General features: G+C 69.5%; 17 protein-coding genes. 8 read left to right on the forward strand and 9 right to left on the reverse strand.

Annotated elements, in window-relative coordinates; genetic code table 11:
- The first annotated feature begins 29 nt into the window (after positions 1 to 29).
- Entirely contained in the window at positions 30 to 599 is a 570-nt protein-coding gene (locus tag GV015_RS03745) for a dihydrofolate reductase family protein (RefSeq protein WP_079704414.1), read from the forward strand.
- Positions 600 to 657: 58 nt separating this feature from the next.
- Here GV015_RS03745 and GV015_RS03750 read toward each other — a convergent pair whose 3' ends face one another.
- The 3 genes from GV015_RS03750 to GV015_RS03760 are packed head-to-tail and all read right to left on the reverse strand — an operon-like array spanning position 658 to position 3,250.
- Positions 658 to 1,830: an acetyl-CoA C-acyltransferase gene (locus tag GV015_RS03750; protein WP_079704415.1), complete on the reverse strand. Its 1,173-nt coding sequence runs from the start codon at positions 1,828 to 1,830 to the stop codon at positions 658 to 660.
- On the reverse strand, positions 1,827 to 2,519 hold the full coding sequence (locus GV015_RS03755; protein ID WP_371416532.1) for a 3-oxoacid CoA-transferase subunit B: 693 nt from the start codon (positions 2,517 to 2,519) through the stop codon (positions 1,827 to 1,829). The genes GV015_RS03750 and GV015_RS03755 overlap by 4 nt, the downstream gene beginning before the upstream one ends.
- Before the next feature lie 5 nt (positions 2,520 to 2,524).
- Complete coding sequence (locus GV015_RS03760) at positions 2,525 to 3,250, reverse strand: CoA transferase subunit A (protein ID WP_159876674.1); 726 nt, start codon at positions 3,248 to 3,250, stop codon at positions 2,525 to 2,527.
- A gap of 160 nt (positions 3,251 to 3,410) precedes the next feature.
- Here GV015_RS03760 and GV015_RS03765 point away from each other — a divergent pair, with 160 nt between their 5' ends.
- Entirely contained in the window at positions 3,411 to 4,196 is a 786-nt protein-coding gene (locus GV015_RS03765; protein ID WP_201299343.1) for an IclR family transcriptional regulator, read from the forward strand.
- Between the two features lie 155 nt (positions 4,197 to 4,351).
- On the opposite strand, the gene GV015_RS03770 is transcribed toward GV015_RS03765, so the two are convergent.
- Both GV015_RS03770 and GV015_RS03775 read right to left on the reverse strand, forming a co-directional pair.
- Positions 4,352 to 5,221, reverse strand: a complete 870-nt coding sequence (locus GV015_RS03770; RefSeq protein WP_159876677.1) for an aldo/keto reductase — start codon at positions 5,219 to 5,221, stop codon at positions 4,352 to 4,354.
- A gap of 174 nt (positions 5,222 to 5,395) precedes the next feature.
- Positions 5,396 to 6,286, reverse strand: coding sequence for a LysR family transcriptional regulator (locus GV015_RS03775; RefSeq protein WP_071262156.1), 891 nt, complete (start codon positions 6,284 to 6,286; stop codon positions 5,396 to 5,398).
- Between the two features lie 89 nt (positions 6,287 to 6,375).
- On the opposite strand from GV015_RS03775, the gene GV015_RS03780 reads away from it, so the two are divergent.
- The 3 genes from GV015_RS03780 to GV015_RS03790 all read left to right on the forward strand — a co-directional run bounded on the left by GV015_RS03780 (position 6,376) and on the right by GV015_RS03790 (position 10,953).
- The gene (locus GV015_RS03780) at positions 6,376 to 9,849 is read left to right on the forward strand and encodes a bifunctional proline dehydrogenase/L-glutamate gamma-semialdehyde dehydrogenase (RefSeq protein ID WP_159876680.1); all 3,474 of its coding nucleotides are present in this window, start codon (positions 6,376 to 6,378) and stop codon (positions 9,847 to 9,849) included.
- Positions 9,850 to 10,104: 255 nt separating this feature from the next.
- Complete coding sequence (locus tag GV015_RS03785) at positions 10,105 to 10,680, forward strand: hypothetical protein (protein WP_085511398.1); 576 nt, start codon at positions 10,105 to 10,107, stop codon at positions 10,678 to 10,680.
- Positions 10,681 to 10,689: 9 nt separating this feature from the next.
- Entirely contained in the window at positions 10,690 to 10,953 is a 264-nt protein-coding gene (locus GV015_RS03790; RefSeq protein WP_138945821.1) for a hypothetical protein, read from the forward strand.
- Between the two features lie 206 nt (positions 10,954 to 11,159).
- Here GV015_RS03790 and GV015_RS03795 read toward each other — a convergent pair whose 3' ends face one another.
- A complete protein-coding gene (locus GV015_RS03795; RefSeq protein ID WP_159880062.1) occupies positions 11,160 to 12,164 on the reverse strand; it encodes an aldo/keto reductase in 1,005 nt (334 codons plus the stop codon).
- 97 nt (positions 12,165 to 12,261) lie between these two features.
- Here GV015_RS03795 and GV015_RS03800 point away from each other — a divergent pair, with 97 nt between their 5' ends.
- Complete coding sequence (locus GV015_RS03800) at positions 12,262 to 12,729, forward strand: NUDIX domain-containing protein (RefSeq protein WP_201299344.1); 468 nt, start codon at positions 12,262 to 12,264, stop codon at positions 12,727 to 12,729.
- 10 nt (positions 12,730 to 12,739) lie between these two features.
- Positions 12,740 to 13,840, forward strand: a complete 1,101-nt coding sequence (locus GV015_RS03805; protein ID WP_159876683.1) for a hypothetical protein — start codon at positions 12,740 to 12,742, stop codon at positions 13,838 to 13,840.
- On the opposite strand, the gene GV015_RS03810 is transcribed toward GV015_RS03805, so the two are convergent.
- Positions 13,837 to 14,985: an acyltransferase gene (locus GV015_RS03810; protein WP_159876686.1), complete on the reverse strand. Its 1,149-nt coding sequence runs from the start codon at positions 14,983 to 14,985 to the stop codon at positions 13,837 to 13,839. The genes GV015_RS03805 and GV015_RS03810 overlap by 4 nt on opposite strands.
- Positions 14,986 to 15,074: 89 nt before the next feature.
- Between GV015_RS03810 and GV015_RS03815 the strand changes: the two genes are divergently transcribed.
- On the forward strand, positions 15,075 to 16,838 hold the full coding sequence (locus tag GV015_RS03815) for a NosD domain-containing protein (RefSeq protein WP_159876688.1): 1,764 nt from the start codon (positions 15,075 to 15,077) through the stop codon (positions 16,836 to 16,838).
- A gap of 57 nt (positions 16,839 to 16,895) precedes the next feature.
- Here GV015_RS03815 and GV015_RS03820 read toward each other — a convergent pair whose 3' ends face one another.
- Positions 16,896 to 18,980, reverse strand: a complete 2,085-nt coding sequence (locus GV015_RS03820; protein WP_201299345.1) for an ABC transporter ATP-binding protein — start codon at positions 18,978 to 18,980, stop codon at positions 16,896 to 16,898.
- Between the two features lie 2 nt (positions 18,981 to 18,982).
- Positions 18,983 to 20,719: an ABC transporter ATP-binding protein gene (locus tag GV015_RS03825; protein WP_079704423.1), complete on the reverse strand. Its 1,737-nt coding sequence runs from the start codon at positions 20,717 to 20,719 to the stop codon at positions 18,983 to 18,985.
- Positions 20,720 to 20,767: the final 48 nt, after the last annotated feature.

Genomic DNA, 20,767 nt, shown 5'->3' on the forward strand with positions numbered 1-20,767 from the left:
CGCGTACCGGCACTGGCGACGGAGGACACATGGGCAGGCTCATCTACTCGGCGATCAGCTCGCTCGACGGCTACCTCGCCGATGAGGAGGGCCGCTTCGACTGGAGCGCCCCGGACGCCGAGGTGCACGCCTTCGTGAACGAGCTCTCCCGGCCGATCGGCACCTACCTGTTCGGCCGGCGGATGTACGAGATCATGACGTTCTGGGAGACGGCGGACGAGCTGCCGGACGAGCCCCGCGAGATCGCGGACTTCGCGGCTCTGTGGCTCGCTGCCGACAAGGTCGTGTACTCGACGTCGCTCGACGCGGTCTCGACGGCCCGGACGACGCTCGAGCGATCGTTCGATCCGGAGGCCGTGCGCCGGTGGAAGGCGGAATCGGACCGCGACCTCAGCGTCGGCGGCCCACACCTCGCAGCCGAGGCGATCGCCGCGGGGCTCGTCGACGAGGTGCAGTTGTTCCTCTCGCCGGTGATCGTCGGCGGCGGCTTGCGTGCACTGCCGGCCAACCTCCGGCGGCGCCTAGAACTCGTCGACGAGCGTCGCTTCGAGGCCGGCGTCGTCCACCTCCGCTACACCGTCACCGGCGAGCCCGTCTGAGGTGAGGCAGTCTGTCGCGGGGATGCCCCGGGAGCGACCAGATGCCTCACCTCACGGATCAGACGGCCTCGAGGATGATCGCGGAGCCCTGGCCGCCGCCACCGCAGATGCCGGCTGCACCGATCGAACCTGAGCCGGCGGCGGCGAGGCGCCGGGCGAGGTGCCCGACGATCCGGGTGCCGGAGGCGCCGATCGGGTGACCGAGGGCGATCGCGCCGCCGTTCGCGTTGACGATCGCAGGATCGACCCCCAGTTCGTCGGTCGAGTGGACCGACACGGCGGCGAACGCCTCGTTGATCTCGACCGCTGCGAGGTCGCCCGTCGTGTGGGAGGTCTTCGCGAGGGCGGCGACGATCGCGTTCGACGGCTGGGCGTGCAGGCTCACATCGGGTCCGGCGACGAGCGCGTGCGCGACGACCCGGGCGATCGGGGTGAGTCCCCGGGCTGCAGCCGCCTCCTCGCTCATGAGCACGACCGCGGCCGCTCCGTCGGTGATCTGGGAGGAGTTGCCCGCGGTGATCGTCCCCTCGCCGCCGAACGCGGGACGCAGCCCGGCCAGCGACTCGGCGGTGGTGTCGGCGCGGAGTCCGTCATCGGCGCTCACGACCGTCGGACCCTTGCGCCCCGGCACGGAGAAGGGTTCGATCTCCTCGGCCTGGACGTCCGCCGCTGCCGCGAGCCGCTGGTGCGAGCCGGCCGCCCAGGCGTCCTGCTCCGGGCGTGCGATGCCGAGTGAGCCGTTGCGCTCCTCGGTGGACGACCCCATCGACCGGTGCTCGAATGCATCGGTCAGCCCGTCGTGATCGAGGGTGTCGACCAGCTCGATGGCGCCGTAGCGCTTGCCGGCGCGCGAGCCCGACCAGGCGTGCGGGGCGAGGCTCATCGACTCCTGGCCGAGCGCGACGACGACGTCGACCTCGCCGGCGTCGATGAGACGCGTGCCGGTGACGATCGCCTCCATGCCGGAGAGGCACACGGCGTTGACGGTGATGGCGGGGACGGTGAAGGGGATGTCGGCCCCGACGGCGGACTGCCGGGCGGGGTTCTGTCCGGCGGCGCCCTGCAGCACCTGGCCGGCGATGACCTGCTGCACGTCGGCGGCGTCGACTCCTGCCCGGGACAGGGCCGCGCGGATGGCGTGGGCGCCGAGCTCCGTGGCCGGCACGGACGCGAACGCCCCGTTGAACTTCACGAACGGGGTGCGGGCGTACCCGACGATGACGGTGCTCATGCGTGTGCCTCCTGAGGCGTGGCGGGTGCGGTCGGCACCTCGCCGGTGGTGGTGGGGTCGAGTTCGACGGAGAACTCCGCGCCCGTCAGGGTGCGCAGCTCGCCGACGCTCGTGTCGGGCGCGAACGCGCGCAGGACAAGCGCCCCCTCGACGATATCGAAGACGGCGCGGTCGCTGATGATCCGGTCGACGACACCGACGCCGGTGAGCGGGAGATCGCACCGCTCGACGATCTTCGGGCTGCCGTCCTTCGCGACGTGCTCGGTGACGACCACCACCCGCGGGGTCCCGGCGACGAGGTCCATCGCGCCGCCCATCCCCTTGACGAGCTTGCCCGGGATCGTCCAGTTCGCGAGGTCGCCCGCACCCGAGACCTGGAGTGCGCCGAGGATGGCCAGCTGCACGTGGCCGCCGCGGATCATGCCGAACGACATCGCCGAGTCGAAGTAGCTCCCGCCCTCGAGGAGCGTGACCGTCTGCTTCCCGGCGTTGATGAGGTCGGCGTCCTCCTCGCCCTCGATCGGGAACGGACCCATGCCGAGGAGGCCGTTCTCGCTCTGGAGGGTCACGTGCACCCCGGGTGGGACGTGGTTCGCGACGAGCGTGGGGATGCCGATGCCGAGGTTCACGTACTCGCCGTCGCGGAGTTCGGTCGCCGCGATCGCGGCCATGTCGTCTCTCGTCCACATGATGATCAGGCTCCTGCCGGTGTCGTGGTGGCGGCCGCCGGGCGGACGGTGCGCTGTTCGATGTCCTTCACCCGCGGCGTCGCCGTGACGAGGCGCTGGACGAAGATGCCGGGGGTGACGACGGTGTTCGGATCGAGGTAGCCGTCCTCGAGGACCTCCTCGGCCTCGGCGATCGTCAGTCGGCCGGCAGTCGCGACGATCGGGTTGAAGTTCCGTGCGGTGTGCCGGAAGACGAGGTTGCCCTCGTGGTCGGCGCGGAACGCGTGCACGAGGGCCACGTCGGCGACGATGCCGCGCTCGAGGACGTAGGTCTCCCCGTCGAACACCTCCGTCGGCTTGCCCTCGGCGACCGGGGTGCCGACGCCGGTCTTCGTGTAGAACCCGGCGATACCGGCACCGCCCGCGCGAAGCCGCTCGGCGAGCGTGCCCTGCGGGGTGAACTCGACCTCGAGCTCACCGTCGAGGAACTGCTTGGCGAAGAGCTTGTTCTCGCCCACGTACGACGCGACGACCTTCCGCACCTGGCGGTTCTCGAGGAGGATGCCAAGGCCTTTGCCGTCGACGCCCATGTTGTTGGAGACGATCGTGAGGTCGGTGGCACCGGTGTCCCGGAGGGCCTCGATGAGGTCGGTCGGGTTGCCGCTCAGGCCGAACCCGCCGACCGCGATGGTCGCTCCGTCCCGGACGACCTCGTGCAACGCTTCGGCGGCGCTCGACCAGTGTTTCGTCATATCACTCCCTTATGGATGGCGGGCCGACCTGACCACATGGTGGCACTGGCCGCTCGTCTCTCCTGTAGTCAGTCACAGCCGTCCTGCGGTGTCAAAGGTGGCATGGGGCCCGATCCCGGATTCGCTCATGACGTGGTCCCGGCTGCGGCGTAGGCTCACCATGTGGACAAACTGGGGGTACGACGTGGCTGAGGGGATGCGTGGCGCCCAGGTCGTCTCACGCGTGAGCCGGATCCTCAAGATCGTGTCGGAGCACCCCGGTGGTGCGTCGTCTTCGGCGGTGGCTGCGGCCGCCGGGCTCACCCGGCCGACGGCGCACCGCCTGCTCGCCTCGCTCGCCGCCGAAGGCTTCCTCGACCACGACGTCCGCGCCGCCCGGTGGCACCTCGGCCCGGAGCTGTTCCTCCTCGGATCGCTCGCGGCGGAGCGGTACGACGTCGCCGAGCTCGCCCGGGAGAGCGTGCGGATCCTCGCGCACGAGAGCGGCGAGAGCGCCTTCCTCTCGGTGCGTCGCGGGTTCGAGACCGTGTGTCTGCTGCGCGAGGAGGGGAGTTTCCCGGTGCGGTCGTTCGTCCTGACCGAGGGTGTCCGCTTCCCCCTGGGGGTCGCGTCGGCGGGACTGGCGATCCTCGCGTTCTCGAGCGACGAGGAGATCGACGACTACCTGGGCCGCGCCGACCTCACCGAGCGGTGGGGTGGGGCCCACACCGCCGACCGCGTGCGCGAGCGGATCCGCGAGACGCGCGAGCGCGGGTACGCGGTGAACCCGGCGCTCATCCTCGAGGGCAGCTGGGGCATGGGCGCGGCGGTCTTCGATGCGGCGGGGAAGCCCGCCTGGGCGCTCAGTCTCACCGGGATCGAGTCCCGGTTCCGGCCTGAGCGCCAGGCGTTCCTCGGTGGCCTGCTGCTGGAGCAGGCGCACGAGCTGTCGAAGCGGCTCCGCTGAGCCGGGTGGTCGGTCCCTGAGCTGCGCTGCACTTCGACAAGCTCAGTGACCGGGTGGCCGCTCCGTGACCGGCGGTGCGGTCCCTGAGCCTGTCGAAGGGCGCACTTCGACAAGCTCAGTGACCGGAAGGAAGCGTCAGTGACCGCGCGTCCGGGCTACTCCGAGACGGCGGACAGCTCCTCGAACTCGTCGTCGGTGAGCTCGATCATCGCACCCTGCAGGTTGTCCTCGAGGTGCTCGATGCTCGACGTCCCCGGGATCGGGAGCATGACGGGCGAGCGCTTGAGCAGCCAGGCCAGCGCGAGCTGCGACGGGGTCGCGTCGTGTCGCTCGGCGAGCTGCGTGAGCGGGCCGTCCTCCTTGCTGAGGGCGCCGGTCGCCAGCGGGAACCACGGGATGAAGGCGACGCCGTGCTCGGTCGACCAGTCGAGGAGGTCCTCCGAGGAGCGGTCGGTGAGGTTGTAGAGGTTCTGCACCGACGCGATCGGAGCGATCTGCTGGGCCGCCTCGACCTCGGCGACGCTGACCTGGCTGAGGCCGATGTGTCGGATCTTGCCCTCGTCCTGCAGCTTGCGCAGTTCGCCGATCTGGTCCTCGAACGGCACGGTCGGGTCGATCCGGTGCAACTGCAGGAGGTCGATGCGGTCGACGGCGAGACGGCGGAGGCCGAGTTCGACCTGCTGGCGGAGGTAGGCGGGCACGCCGGTGGGCGTCCACTCGCCGGGACCCTGTCGCGTCTGGCCGACCTTCGTCGCGATCACGATGTCGTCGTAGGGGTGCAGCGCCTCGCGGAGGAGGGTGTCGGTGACGTCCGGACCGTACGCGTCGGCGCTGTCGAAGAAGTTCACGCCGAGTTCGGCTGCGCGCTTGATCAGGCGGATGGCGCCGTCGCGGTCGTCGGGCTCGCCCCAGACGCCCTCGCCGGTCAGCTGCATGGTGCCGTAGCCGAGTCGGTTGACGGTGAGGTCGCCGCCGAGGGCAAAGGTGCCGGCGGCGGTTGCGGGGCGTGTGGTGGTGTCGGTCATGCGGGTGCTCCTTCGGAGGAATGCGGGAGTTCAACCCAAGCATCGGCGGCTGGGAGGCGCACCCCCCTTGCATTCGGTCCCTGAGCCTGTCGAAGGGACCGGCCGGTGTTACTCAGGGACCGGCGGGTGTTCCTCAGGGACCGCCCTTCGACAGGCTCAGGGACCGGGGATGGGTCAGGCCGCCGCGGCTTCGAGGGCGGCGCGGAAGGCGACGATCGCCGGGCGGGTGACGCCGGCCTCGCGCGCGGAGGTGAAGATGGTGCGTCGCGGGAGGTCGGGCAGGTCGACGAGGCGACAGCTGGCCGGCTCGCCCGCCCACTGGAGGTCGGGGATGAGGGCGACCGCGTTGCCGGACTCGATCAACCGGATCTGCGCCTGGAGGTCGGCGGTCTGGTAGCGGACGTCGGGCTCGAACCCCGCGCGGCGGCACAACTGCTCGGCGAAGTGGCGTGACGCCGCTCCGTGCGGCTCCATGACCCAGGGGAGGTCGGCCGCATCCTCGATGCGCAGCACGGGGTGGATCTCGTTCGCGACCGGCGGGCACGCGAGTCGGATCGGATCGGTGGCGAGCTGACGGCGGTCGAGTCCGGGGTGCCGCGGGGCGGCGTGGGCGGGGTACTGCTCCGCGACGACGACGTCGAAGTCGCGCGCCCAGGTCTCGGCCAGTGCCGTCTCCGGTTCGTGTTGCACCATCTCGACGCGGACGTCCGGGTGGTCGCGGCGCATGGCGCTCAGGGCCGCCGGCATGAGTGCGAGTGCCGCCGACTGGAACACCGCGACGCGGATGGTGCCCGACACGGTCGTGAGGGACGCCCCGAGGTCGGCCTCGGCGCGCTCGAGCGTGTCGAGGAGTGCGTCCGTGTGCCCCACGAGGATCTCGGCCTGCGGGGTGAGCTGCACCCGTCGACCGACCTTCCGCAGGAGCTCGACGCCGGTCTCCTGCTCGAGGACGGAGAGCTGCTGCGACACCGAGGAGGGGCTGAAGTTGAGGGCGGAAGCGACCTCGGCGATCGTCCCGCGGATCTTGAGTTCGCGCAGGAGGCGGAGCCGTCGGACGTCCAGCACGATGCCCTCCAAAACCATCGGCTCAACCGATGAATATCGCTCGAAAACCTTCGCTGTATCTTATTGGTCTCGACGCCGATACTGGCACCATGACCGACACTCTTGCATCGACGCAGCAGCTCGACCGCGACGCCCTCGCCACCGAGGCCATCGCCCTCGTCCGCCGCTGGCTCCAGACGGCCTCGACGATCCCCGCCGACGCCTCCGCGCAGCAGCTCGCCGGTGTGTTGAAGGATCCGACCGGCCTCGAGTTCACGGTCGGCTTCGTCGACGGCGTCGTGCGTCCGGAGGACCTCCGCGTCGCGGCCCGCACCCTGCAGACGATCGCCCCGAAGGTGCCCGCGTTCCTCCCCTGGTACTTGAAGGCCGCCGTCCGCTGCGGCGGTGCGTTCGCCCCGATCCTGCCCGGCGTCGTCATCCCGATCTCCCGTAAGGTGCTCCGCAACATGGTCGGCCACCTCGTCGTCGACGCCACCGACAAGAAGCTCGGCCCCGCGATCGCGAAGATCAAGACGCCCGGCACCCGACTCAACGTCAACCTGCTCGGCGAGGCCGTCCTCGGTACGGGTGAGGCGGCACGTCGTCTCGAGGGCACCCACAAGCTGCTCGCGCGCCCCGACGTCGACTACGTCTCCATCAAGGTCTCCTCCACTGTGAGCCCCCACTCGGTCTGGGCGTTCGACGAAGCCGTCGAGCACGTCGTCACGAGCCTCACCCCGCTGTTCGAGCGTGCCGCCAAAGCCACACCTGCGAAGTTCATCAACCTCGACATGGAGGAGTACAAGGATCTCGACCTCACCATCGCGGTCTTCACCAAGCTCCTCGACCTCCCGCAGTTCCGCGATCTTGAGGCCGGCATCGTCCTGCAGGCCTACCTGCCCGACGCCCTGTCCGCGATGATCCGCCTGCAGGAGTGGTCGTCCGGTCGCCGTGCCGCCGGTGGTGCCGGCATCAAGGTGCGCATCGTCAAGGGTGCGAACCTCCCCATGGAGCAGGTCGAGTCGTCGCTCCACGACTGGCCGCTCGCCACCTGGTCCACCAAGCAGGACTCCGACACCAACTACAAGCGCGTCGTCGAATACGCCCTGCACCCCGACCGCATCGACAACGTGCGCATCGGCGTCGCGGGCCACAACCTCTTCGACATCGCCTTCGCCTGGCTGCTCGCCAAGCAGCGTGGTGTCGAGCGTGGCGTCGAGTTCGAGATGTTGCTCGGCATGGCTCAGGGCCAGGCCGAGGCCGTGAAGCGCGACGTCGGCGAGCTCCTGCTCTACACGCCGGTCGTGCACCCGCAGGAGTTCGACGTCGCCATCGCGTACCTCATCCGCCGCCTGGAGGAGGGCGCGAGCCAGGACAACTTCATGTCCGCCGTGTTCGAGTTGAGCGAGAACGAGACCCTCTTCGCCCGTGAGGAGCAGCGGTTCCTCGCGTCGCTCGCGGAGCTGGACACCACCGTCCCCGCGCCGAACCGGCAGCAGGACCGAACGAAGCCTGCCGAGGCGTCCCCGGTCGACGCGTTCGAGAACACCCCCGACACCGACCCCTCGCTCCCCGCGAACCGGGTCTGGGGACGCGACATCCTCACCCGCGTCACCGAGTCGCGGCTCGGGAACGACACCGTCGCCGCGTCCATCCTCGACAGCGTCGAGGCCCTCGACGCCGTCATCGACGGAGCGACCGCAGCGGGCGCCTCGTGGGGCTCGCTCTCCGGCGCCGAGCGTGCGGTCATCCTGCACCGCGCCGGCGACGTCCTCGAGCAGCGTCGTGCCGACCTCATGGAGGTCATGGCGTCGGAGACCGGCAAGACCCTCGACCAGTCCGACCCCGAGGTGTCCGAGGCGATCGACTTCGCCCACTACTACGCCGAGCGCGCCCGCGAGCTCGACCACGTGGACGGCGCGACCTTCACCCCCGCGAAGCTCACCGTCGTCACGCCGCCGTGGAACTTCCCCGTCGCCATCCCCGCCGGTTCGACCCTCGCGGCGCTCGCCGCCGGGTCGCCCGTCATCATCAAGCCCGCCCGTCAGGCTCGCCGCAGCGGCGCGGTCATGATCGAGGCGCTGTGGGAGGCCGGTGTGCCGCGCGAGGTGCTCCGCTTCGCGCAGCTGGCCGACAACTCGCTCGGAGAGCGCCTGATCGCCCACCCGGCGGTGGAGCGCGTCATCCTCACGGGTGGCTACGAGACGGCGGAGCTGTTCCGCTCCTTCCGCCCCGAGCTGCCGCTCCTCGCAGAGACGTCCGGCAAGAACGCGATCATCGTCACCCCGAGCGCCGACCTCGACCTCGCGGTGAAGGACGTCGTCGCGTCGGCCTTCGGTCACGCCGGTCAGAAGTGCTCGGCCGCGTCGCTCGTGATCCTCGTCGGGTCGGTCGCGTCCTCGCGCCGCTTCCGTCACCAGCTCGTCGACGCCGTCACGTCGCTCAAGGTCGGCTACCCGGTCGACCCGACCACGCAGATGGGTCCGATCATCGAGCCGGCGAAGGGCAAGCTGCTCGGCGGCCTGACGACGCTCGGCTCCGGTGAGTCGTGGCTGGTCGAGCCGAAGCAGCTCGACGACAGCGGCAAGCTGTGGAGCCCCGGCGTGCGTGCCGGCGTCGCCCGCGGCTCCGAGTACCACCTCACCGAGTACTTCGGTCCGATCCTCGGGATCATGACGGCCGAGACCCTCGAGGAGGCCATCGCCATCCAGAACGAGATCGACTACGGACTCACCGCCGGGCTGCACTCCCTGAACCCGGCCGAGCTGCGCCTCTGGCTCGACGGCATCCAGGCCGGCAACCTGTACGTGAACCGCGGCATCACCGGCGCGATCGTGCAGCGTCAGCCGTTCGGCGGTTGGAAGAAGTCCGCGGTCGGCGCGGGGACGAAGGCCGGTGGCCCGAACTACCTCATCGGCCTCGGCTCGTGGTCGAGTGCCGAGAGCACGGCTGAGCGCACCGTCGGTCGGTCGGCGGAGCGCCGTGGCCCGAAGCCCGCTGTCGCCTCATTGCTGCGTGCCGCCGACGCGGTGCTCACCGCCGACGAGTTCGCGTTCCTGCGCCGGTCGGTCGCAAGCGACGCGGCAGCGTGGGCGGACGAGTTCGGGGTCGCGAAGGACGTGTCGAAGCTGACCGCCGAGCGCAACGTGTTCCGGTACGTGCCGCGTGAGGTCCACGTGCGTCTCGTGGACGGCGGTTCGGTCGCGGAGCTCCTCCGTGTCGTCGCCGCCGGTGCGACCGCGGGCGCGACCGTGCACGTGTCGTCCGCCGTCGCGCTGCCGCCGAAGCTCGTGCCGGCCGTCGAGGCGATCACCGGGACGATCACCGTCGAGAGCGAGGACCGCTGGTACGTGACGGCGTCGTCGCTCGTCGGGACGAAGACCGGGGCTCGCGTCCGGATCATCGGTGGGACGACCGAGGGTGTCGCCCACGCGACCTCCGGCAGCCCCGACGTCGCGATCTACGCCGGCGACGTCACCGAGGCCGGCCGCATCGAGCTGCTGCCGTTCCTCCAGGAGCAGGCGGTCTCGATCACGGCGCACCGCTTCGGGACGCCGAACCACCTCTCGGACGACCTCATCTGACCCGACTCCGCGCGGTTCGCAACTCAGGAACGCCCCGGCGTGTCATCCCGACACGCCGGGGCGTTCTGCGCGACGCGCCGGCGAAGCCGAACGTTGGCCAAGCGCAAGAACGGCGACACATGCGGGTCTTCACATTGAAGTATTTACTCGGGTAAACGACTGAAATATATTGTGTGAATCCGCCGAGGTTGTTCGGTCTTGGATAAGGCGGCGCCGCGGGTGTCGTCTGTGCTCATTGACGAGAGGAAGCATCGAATGAAAGTCCGCGCCTACCTGGCCACGTTGGCGATAGCTGCTCTGCTTTCCGGTGGGTCCGCTGTGCTCACTCCGAGCGACGCGAGTGCCGTGCCACTGATCTCCGAGGCGACGTCCGATGGGGGGTTTGCGATTCGTGGCACCGATGATGCTGTCCGCTCGATCATCCCCGACGAGAAGAACACCTCCTCCGTCAGCGGGATGAGCGCCAAGGTTTCGATGGAGCCTACGGATCGCATCGTCCTGAGCGCCGATGCGCGCCTCCTCGTACTCCAAGACCAGGATGGTGGGGTCTTGCTGAGTTCAGCGAACCCGACCCTGGAGCAGGGAACGGAGACAGTGCCAGCCAAGTTCGTCCTCGAGGACGGACACCTCATCGTCACCCCGATCGAGCACACCCCGAATCTCGCACGCGCAGCGTGCGCCTCATCGTTCTGGGGCAACCTGATCTTCAACATCGGGATGGCAGGGGTCTGCGCGATGCTCGGTATCGCAACAGCTGGTCCGGGCGGAGTCGCGTGCACGATGGCAGTCATCGGCGCAAACTTGGGCATCGACTGGGATCGACCCTGCTAGGCGGCTGTGATGTCTCATTCCAGGAAACTGCGTTCGACCAGGATTGACTGGAAGAACATGCGACAGTTCGGCTGGTTCCTCGGCCTGCTTTGGGGGCTGACGGTTCTTGGCACCTTCGTCGGATTGCTGGTGCAAGCGCTGCTTGGTGCTCGTACTTGGTCAGACGTCCCAAGTGACATGGTTCCGGTGTTGCTCGGGACCTCGCTCGGCTACGGGCTGCTCTGGCTGGGGAGCAATATCGCAACCAGACGCCGCAAACATCCGCCGGAGTAGGGCTTCGTCTGCTCGGCTCGCGACCCAGGAACGCCCCGGCGTGTCATCCCGACACGCCGGGGCGTTCTGCGCGACGCGCCGACATCCTCCTGAGTTGTGAACCTGTCTCAGGAGAACTCCGGCGGGTCGGGTGGGTGCGGGGGCGACGCGCCGGAGCTCTCCTGAGTTAGGGACAAGGTGAAGGGGTCTGGGGAGGGGATTCGGCGTCAGCGGAGGGTGCCGTGGACGGCGAACTCGTCGATGCGGGCGAGTTCGGCGTCGTCGAAGTCCAGGCGGTGGATCGCCGCGTAGTTGCCCTCGAGCTGCTCGACCGAGCTGGCACCGATGATCGCCGACGTGACCGTGTCGCGACGCAGCACCCACGAAAGCGCCAGCTGCGCGAGCGTCTGACCGCGTTCCTCGGCGATCGTCTGCAGACCGCGGGCGCGCTGGAGGTAGGTGTCCGTGATCGATTCCTCGTTGAGGAAGTGGCTCGTCGCCGCACGCGAGTCCGACGGAACCGTCCCACCGAGGTAGCGGTCGGTCAGCATGCCCTGCGCGAGCGGGCTGAACACGACGGCACCGAGACCGAGGTCGTCGAGGGTGTCGAGCAGACCGTCCTCGACCTCGCGGGAGAACATCGAGTAGCGGGGCTGGTGCACGAGCAGCGGGACGCCGTGCTCACGAAGCGCGGCCGCCGCGGCGATCGTCTGCTCGGGGGAGTAGTTCGAGATACCGGCGTACAGCGCCTTGCCCTGCTTGACCGCCGTCGCGAGCGCACCCATCGTCTCCTCGATCGGGGTCTCCGGGTCGGGGCGGTGCGAGTAGAAGACGTCGACGTACTCGACGCCGATACGGGCGAGGCTCTGGTCGAGCGAGGACAGCATGGTCTTGCGCGAGCCCCACTCGCCGTAGGGCCCCTGCCACATGGAGTAGCCGGCCTTCGAGGTGATGATGATCTCGTCACGGTGGGCGGCGAGGTCCTCGGCGAAGATGCGGCCGAAGGCGGTCTCGGCGGAACCCGCGGGTGGGCCGTAGTTGTTGGCGAGGTCGAAGTGGGTGATCCCGAGGTCGAAGGCGCGGCGCACGATGGCCCGCTGGACCTCGATGCTGCGGCCTTCGCCGAAGTTGTGCCAGAGCCCGAGGGACAGCGCGGGGAGGCGCAGTCCGCTGCGGCCGACGCGGCGGTAGGTCATGTCGTCGTAACGGGTTTCGGCTGCTTCGTAGGGCATGGTCTGCGCTTTCATCATCGAATCGTCGTGGTGCCGGGAGCAAGCGTACCGTGATCGTTCACGGTCGAGTCGGTGCGGCGTCGAGTAGCGTGAGCACGTGTCGTCAACCGCGCTTCCGCCCGCTGAAGAGCCCGTGTCGCACCCGCGCTCCGGGTGCGGCGTCGCGATCGTCCGCGAGGGTCGGATCCTCCTGCTCGAGCGCCTCCGCGAGCCCGAGGCCGGATCCTGGGGCATCCCCGGCGGGAAGGTCGATTGGATGGAACGCCTCGAAGACGCCGTCCGTCGCGAGGCACTGGAGGAGACCGGGCTCGAGCTCGGCTCGATCGAGCTGTTGTGCGTCGTCGACCATTTCGAGGAGGCGCTGCAGCAGCACTGGATCTCGCCGGTGTACCTCGCGGAGGACACCGTTGGCGAGCCTGAACTCCGAGAGCCGGAGAAGCATGGCGGCCTCCGGTGGTTCCCGCTCGAGGTGTTGCCGGAACGGGTGACCGTGTCCACGGTGGCGGCGGTCGAAGCGATCGCGCGGTCTCGCGGATCCAGACGCCCGGACGGCGCCGACTCGTAGACTCGGGCGCGTGACCGATCACCCGTCGTCCGACGCCCGCAACGACTTCGTCACCTTCGACGCGCTCCGGGCGGAGGCCGTCGAGCAGCCGGTCCGACGTGGAGCGGGCGCATGGGGCTTCTTCGGCACGGTCGCGATCGTGATCGGCGCCCTGTTGATCCCGGTCGCGCTCGTCAGCACCTGGGCGGACACGATGCTCCGCGACACCGACGCGTTCGTCGACACCCTCGCCCCGCTGGCCACGGACCCCGCCGTCCAAGCCTTCGTGGGGGACCAGGCGCTCGCCGCGCTGGAGAGTCAGGTCGACCTCGATGCGGCGGCTGCAGTACCGGCCGACCTCGCGGCGACCCTCTCGCTCCCGCCGGCGATCTCGGAGGTGCTCGGCGCGATCGGTGGCGACACCGCGGATGCGCTGCGCGAGGTCCTGCGTCGGAACGTCGCCGAGTTCGCGGCCTCGCCCGCGTTCGCGACCGCCTGGACCGAAGCCCTCCGCGTCACGCATGAGCAGCTCGTCGCGGGCGTCTCCGGTTCCCAGGGAGCGGTCATCGACGTCTCGGCCGAGCAGGGCCTGGGCGTGCAGTTGGGTCCGATCGTCTCCGCGACCCGCACGTGGCTGGTCGACGCGGGGTTCGGCTTCGCGGCCGTCATCCCGGACGTCGACCGCGTGGTCGACGTCGTCCCGGCATCGCAGGTCGCGCCGGTACTCAGTGGAATCCAGGTGATCGAGACGGCGGCGGGTTGGTCGCCCTGGCTCGCGATCGGGCTCCTCGCACTCGGGGTGATCCTGCTCTGGCTGGGGCGCCGCAACCCGAGCCGGACCGTGGCCGGAGCCGCGATCGGCGTCCTGCTCGCGGCGGGCCTGACGCTCATCCTGCTCGGTGCTGCCCGGCTCGCCCTCGTGTTCGCGGTGTCGGTCGCGATCCCCGGCGGCGTCGGGGACGCGGCGGCGTCGCTGCTGCTGGGCCCGCCCACCGGTGCCGCCTGGTCCGTGCTCTGGGTGTCGCTCGCCGTGACGGTGCTCGCCTTCGTCAGCGCCGCGTTGCGGCTCCCCGAGCGCATCGCGCAGGGCGTTCGGTCGGCGCGGGGTCCGCTGTCGGGCACGAACGCCTAAGAGCCAGTCGCCGATCCGTCGGCGTGGACGGCCCGGCTCGTGCGCGGTGCTGCGAGTCTCCGATGCCACGGCACCTCCACGAGCGTGTGGAGCAGCCACGATGCGGCGAGGATCGAGCCGAACCAGGTCAGGATGATCGGAGCACGGAGGAGAAGCGGCATGCCGTCGACGGCGCTCGGCGTGATCGCCTTCGCCAGCAGGATGAGCACGAAGACGTGCACGAGGTACGTGGAGAACGAGAGCTGCCCCAGGAAGCGCGCGGGGTGGCTGCGCAGCCCCGCGGTGGAGCGCGGACTCGCGACCGCCAGTCCTCCGACGATGATCCCCGCGAAGGTGATCGCGGCCCAGGCGCGTGGTGCTCCCGGTTCGAGCGTGATCGCCGCCACCACGAGGCCGGCGGCGCCTCCCGCAGCGACCCATGCCGCTCGTCGGGTGGCCGGGAGGGCCGCCGTCCACTCCGCCAGACAGATGCCGAGCGCGAAACAGCACAGCACACGGACGGCCGGGGTCGCCATGCCGTTCATGGCCGACGGGGCGAGGGCGGCGGCGATCGTCGTCGCGCTGACGAGCACGATCGACAGGGTGACCGCCGGGACCGGGTCGCGCACCCGGCCGCGGAAGGCGAGGGCGATCGCCGGGAACAGGATGAACGCGAGGAACTGGGCCGACAGTGACCATGCGGGCGGGTTCCACCACAGTGCGTCGCCGAACCACGCGCGGGTGAGGGTGAGTTCGGCGAGGAGACCCACGGGTGGGAAGGCCCCGTCGTCCGCTGCGATGCCGGTCATCGCCCCGCCGGCGCAGAGCAGCACGAAGGCGAGGAGCACGGCCACGTGAGCCGGGTATATCCGCGCCACGCGGTTCCGGAGGTAGCGACCGTAGGCGGGCCAGGTCCAACGCCGATCCAGGTAGGCCCGGGCGATCGTGTACCCGCTCAGGACGAAGAAGACGTCCACGGCGAGTCCGGTGTGGGCCATCGGCGCGAGCCACGAGAGCTCGGGCAGCACGGAGAACAGCCAGTCCGCGGAGTGTGAGAAGACCACCCACCAGGCGGCGATGGCGCGGGCACCGGCGAAGGCGGTGTGGTCGACGCGGGGTGCCGGTCGGCGGCCCGGCCCGGTCGCGCGGTTCTCCGGTGACGGCATGGTGCTCCTGAATGATCGGACGGCGGTGATCACGCCGGACTCCAACTCTAGGATGCTTCTGCGCCTCATGCTTCTGTACTGTGTGGATTGTGGACAAGACATCATGGCGCGACGGAACAGCCCGGGGGCGGGGGACCGGAGCGGAACCCGAACCGATCCCGGAACCTGAACCGACGGCCCTCGATCCCGATCCCGAACCCGAGGCCCCGTCGTCACCACCCGACCCCGACCCCGCACCATCGGCACCGAGCGGGAGCGCGGACACCCAGGCCGCCCCGCCCGTCGAACTCGTGCTCGAGGGTCCCGGGATCGATCCGACCGGTGCCTCCGTCAGCACCGCCGCGGTCCTCGCCTGGTTCGCGGCCGTTCCGGTCGGCAGCACCGTGATCCTCCGCGGCGGCGACGTCATCGCTGTGGACGCGACGATCAGGATCGACCGTCGAGTCCATCTCCGCGGGCGCGGCGAGCTGCGGTTCGTCGGAGGTGTCGAGGCGGCCCCGGCGCTGAAACTCATCGTGTCGGGCAGCTCGGTGACCGGTGTCCGGGTCAGCTACGCGGGCCCGCCGGCATCGAGCACGGGTGAGCGCAACACCGGGATCAGCATCTGGGCGAGCGACGTCCTGATCGACGGCGTCACCGTCGACGGGTTCCAGAACGGCATCGCCGTGCAACCGTCGGGCGAGTTCGAGGGCGTCGTCATCTCCGCGTGCCATGTCCTGAACGTCGTCGGCTCGGGCGGAGGGCGAGGCTCCGCCTCGTCCGCGGGGGAGGACCGCGGCGACGGCATCACCGTCTGGGGTGCGCGTTCGGCGGTCATCGGCAACATCGTCTCGGCTGCCCCCGGCACCGACGCACGGGTCGGCATCCATGCCGAGAACCTGCCCGACTACGCGGTCGATCCCGGGTCCTGGGCCGACTCGATGGTCACGATCGAGGGCAACGTCGTCACCGGCCCGTTCCGCCGATCCATCGCTGTGGAGGGCATGGCCCACACCGTCGTGACCGGCAACACCGTGTCCGACGCGACCTGGTGGGGACTCGCCGCCATCGACACCCGATCGGTCGCCCTGGTCGCGAACACGGTGCGCTGGACGCGGACGGCCGACGACGACCAGGGGTCGGCCTGGGGGCCGAAGCGCTGCCCGGTCATGATCTACCGCGACGCGCAGGGAACCGTGGTCTCCGGGAACGTCATCGAGATCCGCGGCGTCGCGGCCGCGGGCATCATGGCCCAGGCGGCGACACCGCCCCGCGGTTCGACCACCATCATCGGCGCCGTCGACGCGCTCATCACCGACAACGTGGTCCGCATCGCCGGCGGTACCTGCCCGATCGGGATCGCGCTCGATCGGACCAGGCAACCCGTCGTCTCGGGCAACCGCGTCGCCGTCACGCTCGCATCCGGCTCGGTGGGCGGTGTCGTGTCGTACCTCGCCGAGGATGCGGTGGTCTCCGACAACTCCATCACCGGGGCGGCGACCTCCAACGGGTTCGGGGTGCTCCACCAGGGTGCCGGCTCGATCGTGGTCATGGGGAACCGCATCGACCGCATCCGCGTCGCGGTCGCCGTGAGCAACTGCACCGGTGGCGCGACGATCATCGGCAACACCGCGCGCGAGTGCGAGTACGGCCTCGACACCTTCGGCACGACCGGGCATTCGGTGGTGCAGGGCAACCGTTGGGAGTCGAACAACACGGCGCACGCGAACGCGCAGCCGAACACGAGCTACCTCTCCACGCGGCACATGGGGCTCGCGCGTCCGTACGGCGGTCGCTCCGGCGACATCCTCGTGGGGAACGGACGACTGTGGGTGAACGATCAGGGCACCTGGCGGTCGACCACCCTCAGCTGAACCGACGGGCGGGCGCTCGGGAATCGAGCGCCCGCCCGTCGTGGCGTCGGTGTCGGATCAGCTGCGCGGTGCGTGCGCCGTATCGGACCCGCTGGCGACGGCTGCCTCGTCGATCGCCGACTGCTCCTCGCCACCGCGGAACTGCGTGCGGTAGAGCTCGGCGTACGCGCCGTCGACCTCGAGGAGCTGCGCGTGCGAGCCCTGCTCCACGATCCGGCCGTTCTCCATCACGAGGATCGTGTCCGCGTCGCGGATGGTCGACAAGCGGTGGGCGATGACGAACGAGGTGCGGTCGGACCGCAGCGCCGCCATCGCGTGCTGCACCAGCAGCTCGGTCCGCGTGTCGACTGAGGACGTCGCCTCGTCGAGGATGAGCAGCTTCGGCTTCGCGATGAACGCGCGGGCGATGGTGATGAGCTGGCGCTCACCGGCCGAGACGCTGCCGCCGTCCGCGTCGAGGACGGTGTCGTACCCGTCGGGCAGCTGCCGCACGAAGCGGTCGACCATCGTCGCCTCAGCGGCCTCGACGACCTCCGCGTCGCTCGCGTCGAGTCGGCCGTACCGGATGTTCTCGCGGATGGTGCCCTCGAAGAGCCACGCGTCCTGGAGCACCATCCCGACCTGCGATCGCAGCTCGGCACGCGTCAGCGCCGTGACGTCGACCCCGTCGAGGAGGATGCGTCCGCCGGTGAGCTCGTAGAACCGCATGACGAGGTTCACGAGGGTCGTCTTCCCGGCCCCGGTCGGGCCGACGATCGCGACGGTCTGACCCGGCTGCGCGGAGAAGGAGAGGTCCTCGATGAGTGGCTTCTCGGGGTCGTAGCTGAAGGAGACGCCGTCGAACTCGACGTGGCCGTCGGTGTGCTCGGGCAGGTGCGCCGTCGCCGTCTCCGGGTCCTGCTCCTCGGCGTCGAGCAGCTCGAAGGTGCGCTCGGCGGACGCGACTCCCGACTGCAACTGGTTGGCCATGCCCGCGATCTGGCCGAGCGGCTGCGAGAACTCGCGGGAGTACTGGATGAACGCCGTCGCGTCGCCGAGGGTCATCTGCCCGGAGGCGACCCGGAGGCCGCCCACGACGGCGATGAGCACGTAGGACAGATAAGAGACGAAGGTCATCGCCGGCATGATCATGCCGGACACGAACTGCGCGCCGAACGCCGCCGTGTAGAGCTTCTCGTTCCGCTCGTCGAACTCGGCGAGCATCTCCTTGTCGCGACCGAAGACCCGCACCAGCTCGAGGCCCGAGAACGACTCCTCGATGTGCCCGTTGAGCGAGCCGGTGTTCTTCCACTGCGCGGTGAAGAGCTTCTGCGAGCGGGAGCCGATGACCCCGGCGATCAGCGCGGACAGCGGCAACGCGATCAGCGCGATGAGTGCGAGCTGCCACGACACGATGAACATCATCGCCGTGATGCCGAGCACCGTGAGGGCGGACTGCACGAGTTGTGAGAACGCCTGCTGGAGGGCGGTCTGGATGTTGTCGACGTCGTTCGTGACCCGGGACATGAGGTCGCCGCGCTGGCGGGTGTCGAAGTAGCTGAGCGGGAGGCGGTTGAGCTTCCGTTCGATGTCCTGGCGCAGGTTGTAGACCACGCGCATGACGAGTCCGTTGAGGATGTAGCCCTGCGCCCAGTTGAGGATCGACGCGACGATGTACATGGCGAGCACGATGATGATCAGGCGGCCGAGCAGGGTGAAGTCGATGCCCTGGCCGGGCGTGATGTCGGACTTCACCAGCATGTCGGCGTACTGGTCGTTGCCGGAGGCCCGTGCTTCGTCGACGATCCGGTCGAGCGGGACGCCCGCCGGGAGTTGCGAGCCGATGACGCCGTTGAAGATCGCGTCCATCGCGAGCCCGAGGATCTTCGGGGCGATGACCGTGAGCACGACCGAGAGCACGACGAGCCCGACGACGAGGCTCATCTTCACCTTCTCGGGTGCGAGCAGACCGACGAGCCGCTTGGCGGACGGCCAGAACTGCTCGGCCTTCTTCGAGGGCGTGCCGCCGAACATGTCGCCATCGGACTCTCCCGGGGTGAACTCCGGCTCGAGGACGTCTGCCTCGATCGCGTTCAGCTCGGGAGCCTGGGCGGTGTCCTTCGAGGTGCGCGAGGGACGCTTGTCACGTGGTGAACGGGCCATGGTCACGCCACCCCTTCCACAGCGAGCTGCGATTGGACGATCTCGCGATACGTCTCGTTGGATTCCAGGAGTTCGTCGTGGGTGCCGCGGCCGACGATGCCGCCGTCGTTCATGACGATGATGTGGTCGGCCTCGCGGATCGTCGCGATGCGCTGCGCGACGATGATGACGGTCGCGTCGGCGGTGCTGTCGCCGAGGGCTGCCCGGAGTCGGGCGTCGGTGGCGACGTCGAGGGCCGAGAACGAGTCGTCGAAGAGGTAGACCAGGGGCTTCGCGACGAGGGCCCTGGCGATGCACAGGCGCTGACGCTGGCCGCCGGACACGTTCGTGCCACCCTGGGCGACGCCGTCGTTCAGCATCTTCGGCTTCGCGCGGACGAAGTCCTCAGCCTGCGCGACGTCGAGGGCGCTCCACAGCTCGTCGTCGGTGGCGTCGGGACGTCCGAACCGGAGGTTCGAGGCGATCGTGCCCGAGAACAGGTACGGCTTCTGCGGCACGATCCCGACGACCCCGGCGATCTGCTGCCGGGTGAGCTGCGAGACGGGGACGCCGTCGATGGTGACGTGGCCCTGCTGCGGGTCGTAGAGGCGCGGGATGAGCGAGAGGAGCGTCGTCTTGCCGGAGCCGGTCGAGCCGACGATCGCGGTGGTCTTGCCGGGCTCCGCCGTGAACGTCACGTCCGACAGGACCGGTCGCTCCGCGCCGGGGTAGCCGAAGGTGACGCCGGTGAACTCAACGCGACCGACGGACGGCACGCGGATGTCGGTGCTGGTCGGCACCGTGAGGCTCGGCTCGGTGTCGAGGACGCTCTGGATGCGTTCGGCGCACACGACCGCGCGAGGGATCATCATGACCATGAAGACGCCCATCATCACCGAGGTGAGGATCTGGAGCAGGTACTGGAGGAACGCGGTGAGGGAACCGACCTGCATCTGTCCGGCGTCCACCCGCTGACCGCCGAACCAGAGGACGGCGGCGGTCGCGAGGTGCAGGACCATCATGATGACGGGGAACATGAGGACGAAGATGTTGCCGACCTTGATCGAGACGCGCGTGAGCGCCTCGTTCGCACGGTTGTAGCGCTCCGACTCGAACGGCTCGCGGACGAAGGCGCGTACGACGCGGATGCCGATGATCTGCTCGCGCAGCACGCTGTTGATGCCGTCGATGCGGTCCTGCATCTGCCGGAACAGCGGCATGAGCAGGTAGACCAGGAACCCGACGATGATGAAGAGCACCGGCACGGACACCCACACCAGCCAGGACAGCCCCGCGTCCTCACGGAGGGCCATGATGATGCCGCCGACGCACATGATCGGTGCGGACACCATGAAGTTGAGGGTCATGAGGATCAGCATCTGGACCTGCTGGACGTCGTTCGTGCCGCGCGTGATGAGCGTCGCGCTGCCGAAGCCGCCGATCTCGAGGGCACCGAGCGAGTCGACCTTCCGGTAGAACTCCCGGCGCAGGTCGCGGCCGATGGCCATGGCGGTGCGGGCGCCGAAGTAGACCCCGCCGATGGCTGCGGCCACCTGGACGAGGCAGACGAGCAGCATCGTCATGCCGGTGGACCAGATGAAGTCCGTGTCGCCGCGGGAGACACCCTGGTCGATGATCTGGGCGTTCAGGCTGGGGAGGTAGAGGGCCGCGATCGTCGAGACGAGCTGCAGCACGAACACCGCGACCACCCAGGCCGCGTACGGCTTGGCGTGTCGGAGGGCGAGGGCGAGGAGGGCCACGTGAGGTCCTTAGACGGTTCGTGTCCGGCGCGGGGCATCGCGCGGACG

It is taken from the genome of Plantibacter sp. T3 (assembly GCF_902506515.1).
In the GTDB taxonomy this organism is placed as follows: domain Bacteria; phylum Actinomycetota; class Actinomycetes; order Actinomycetales; family Microbacteriaceae; genus Plantibacter; species Plantibacter auratus.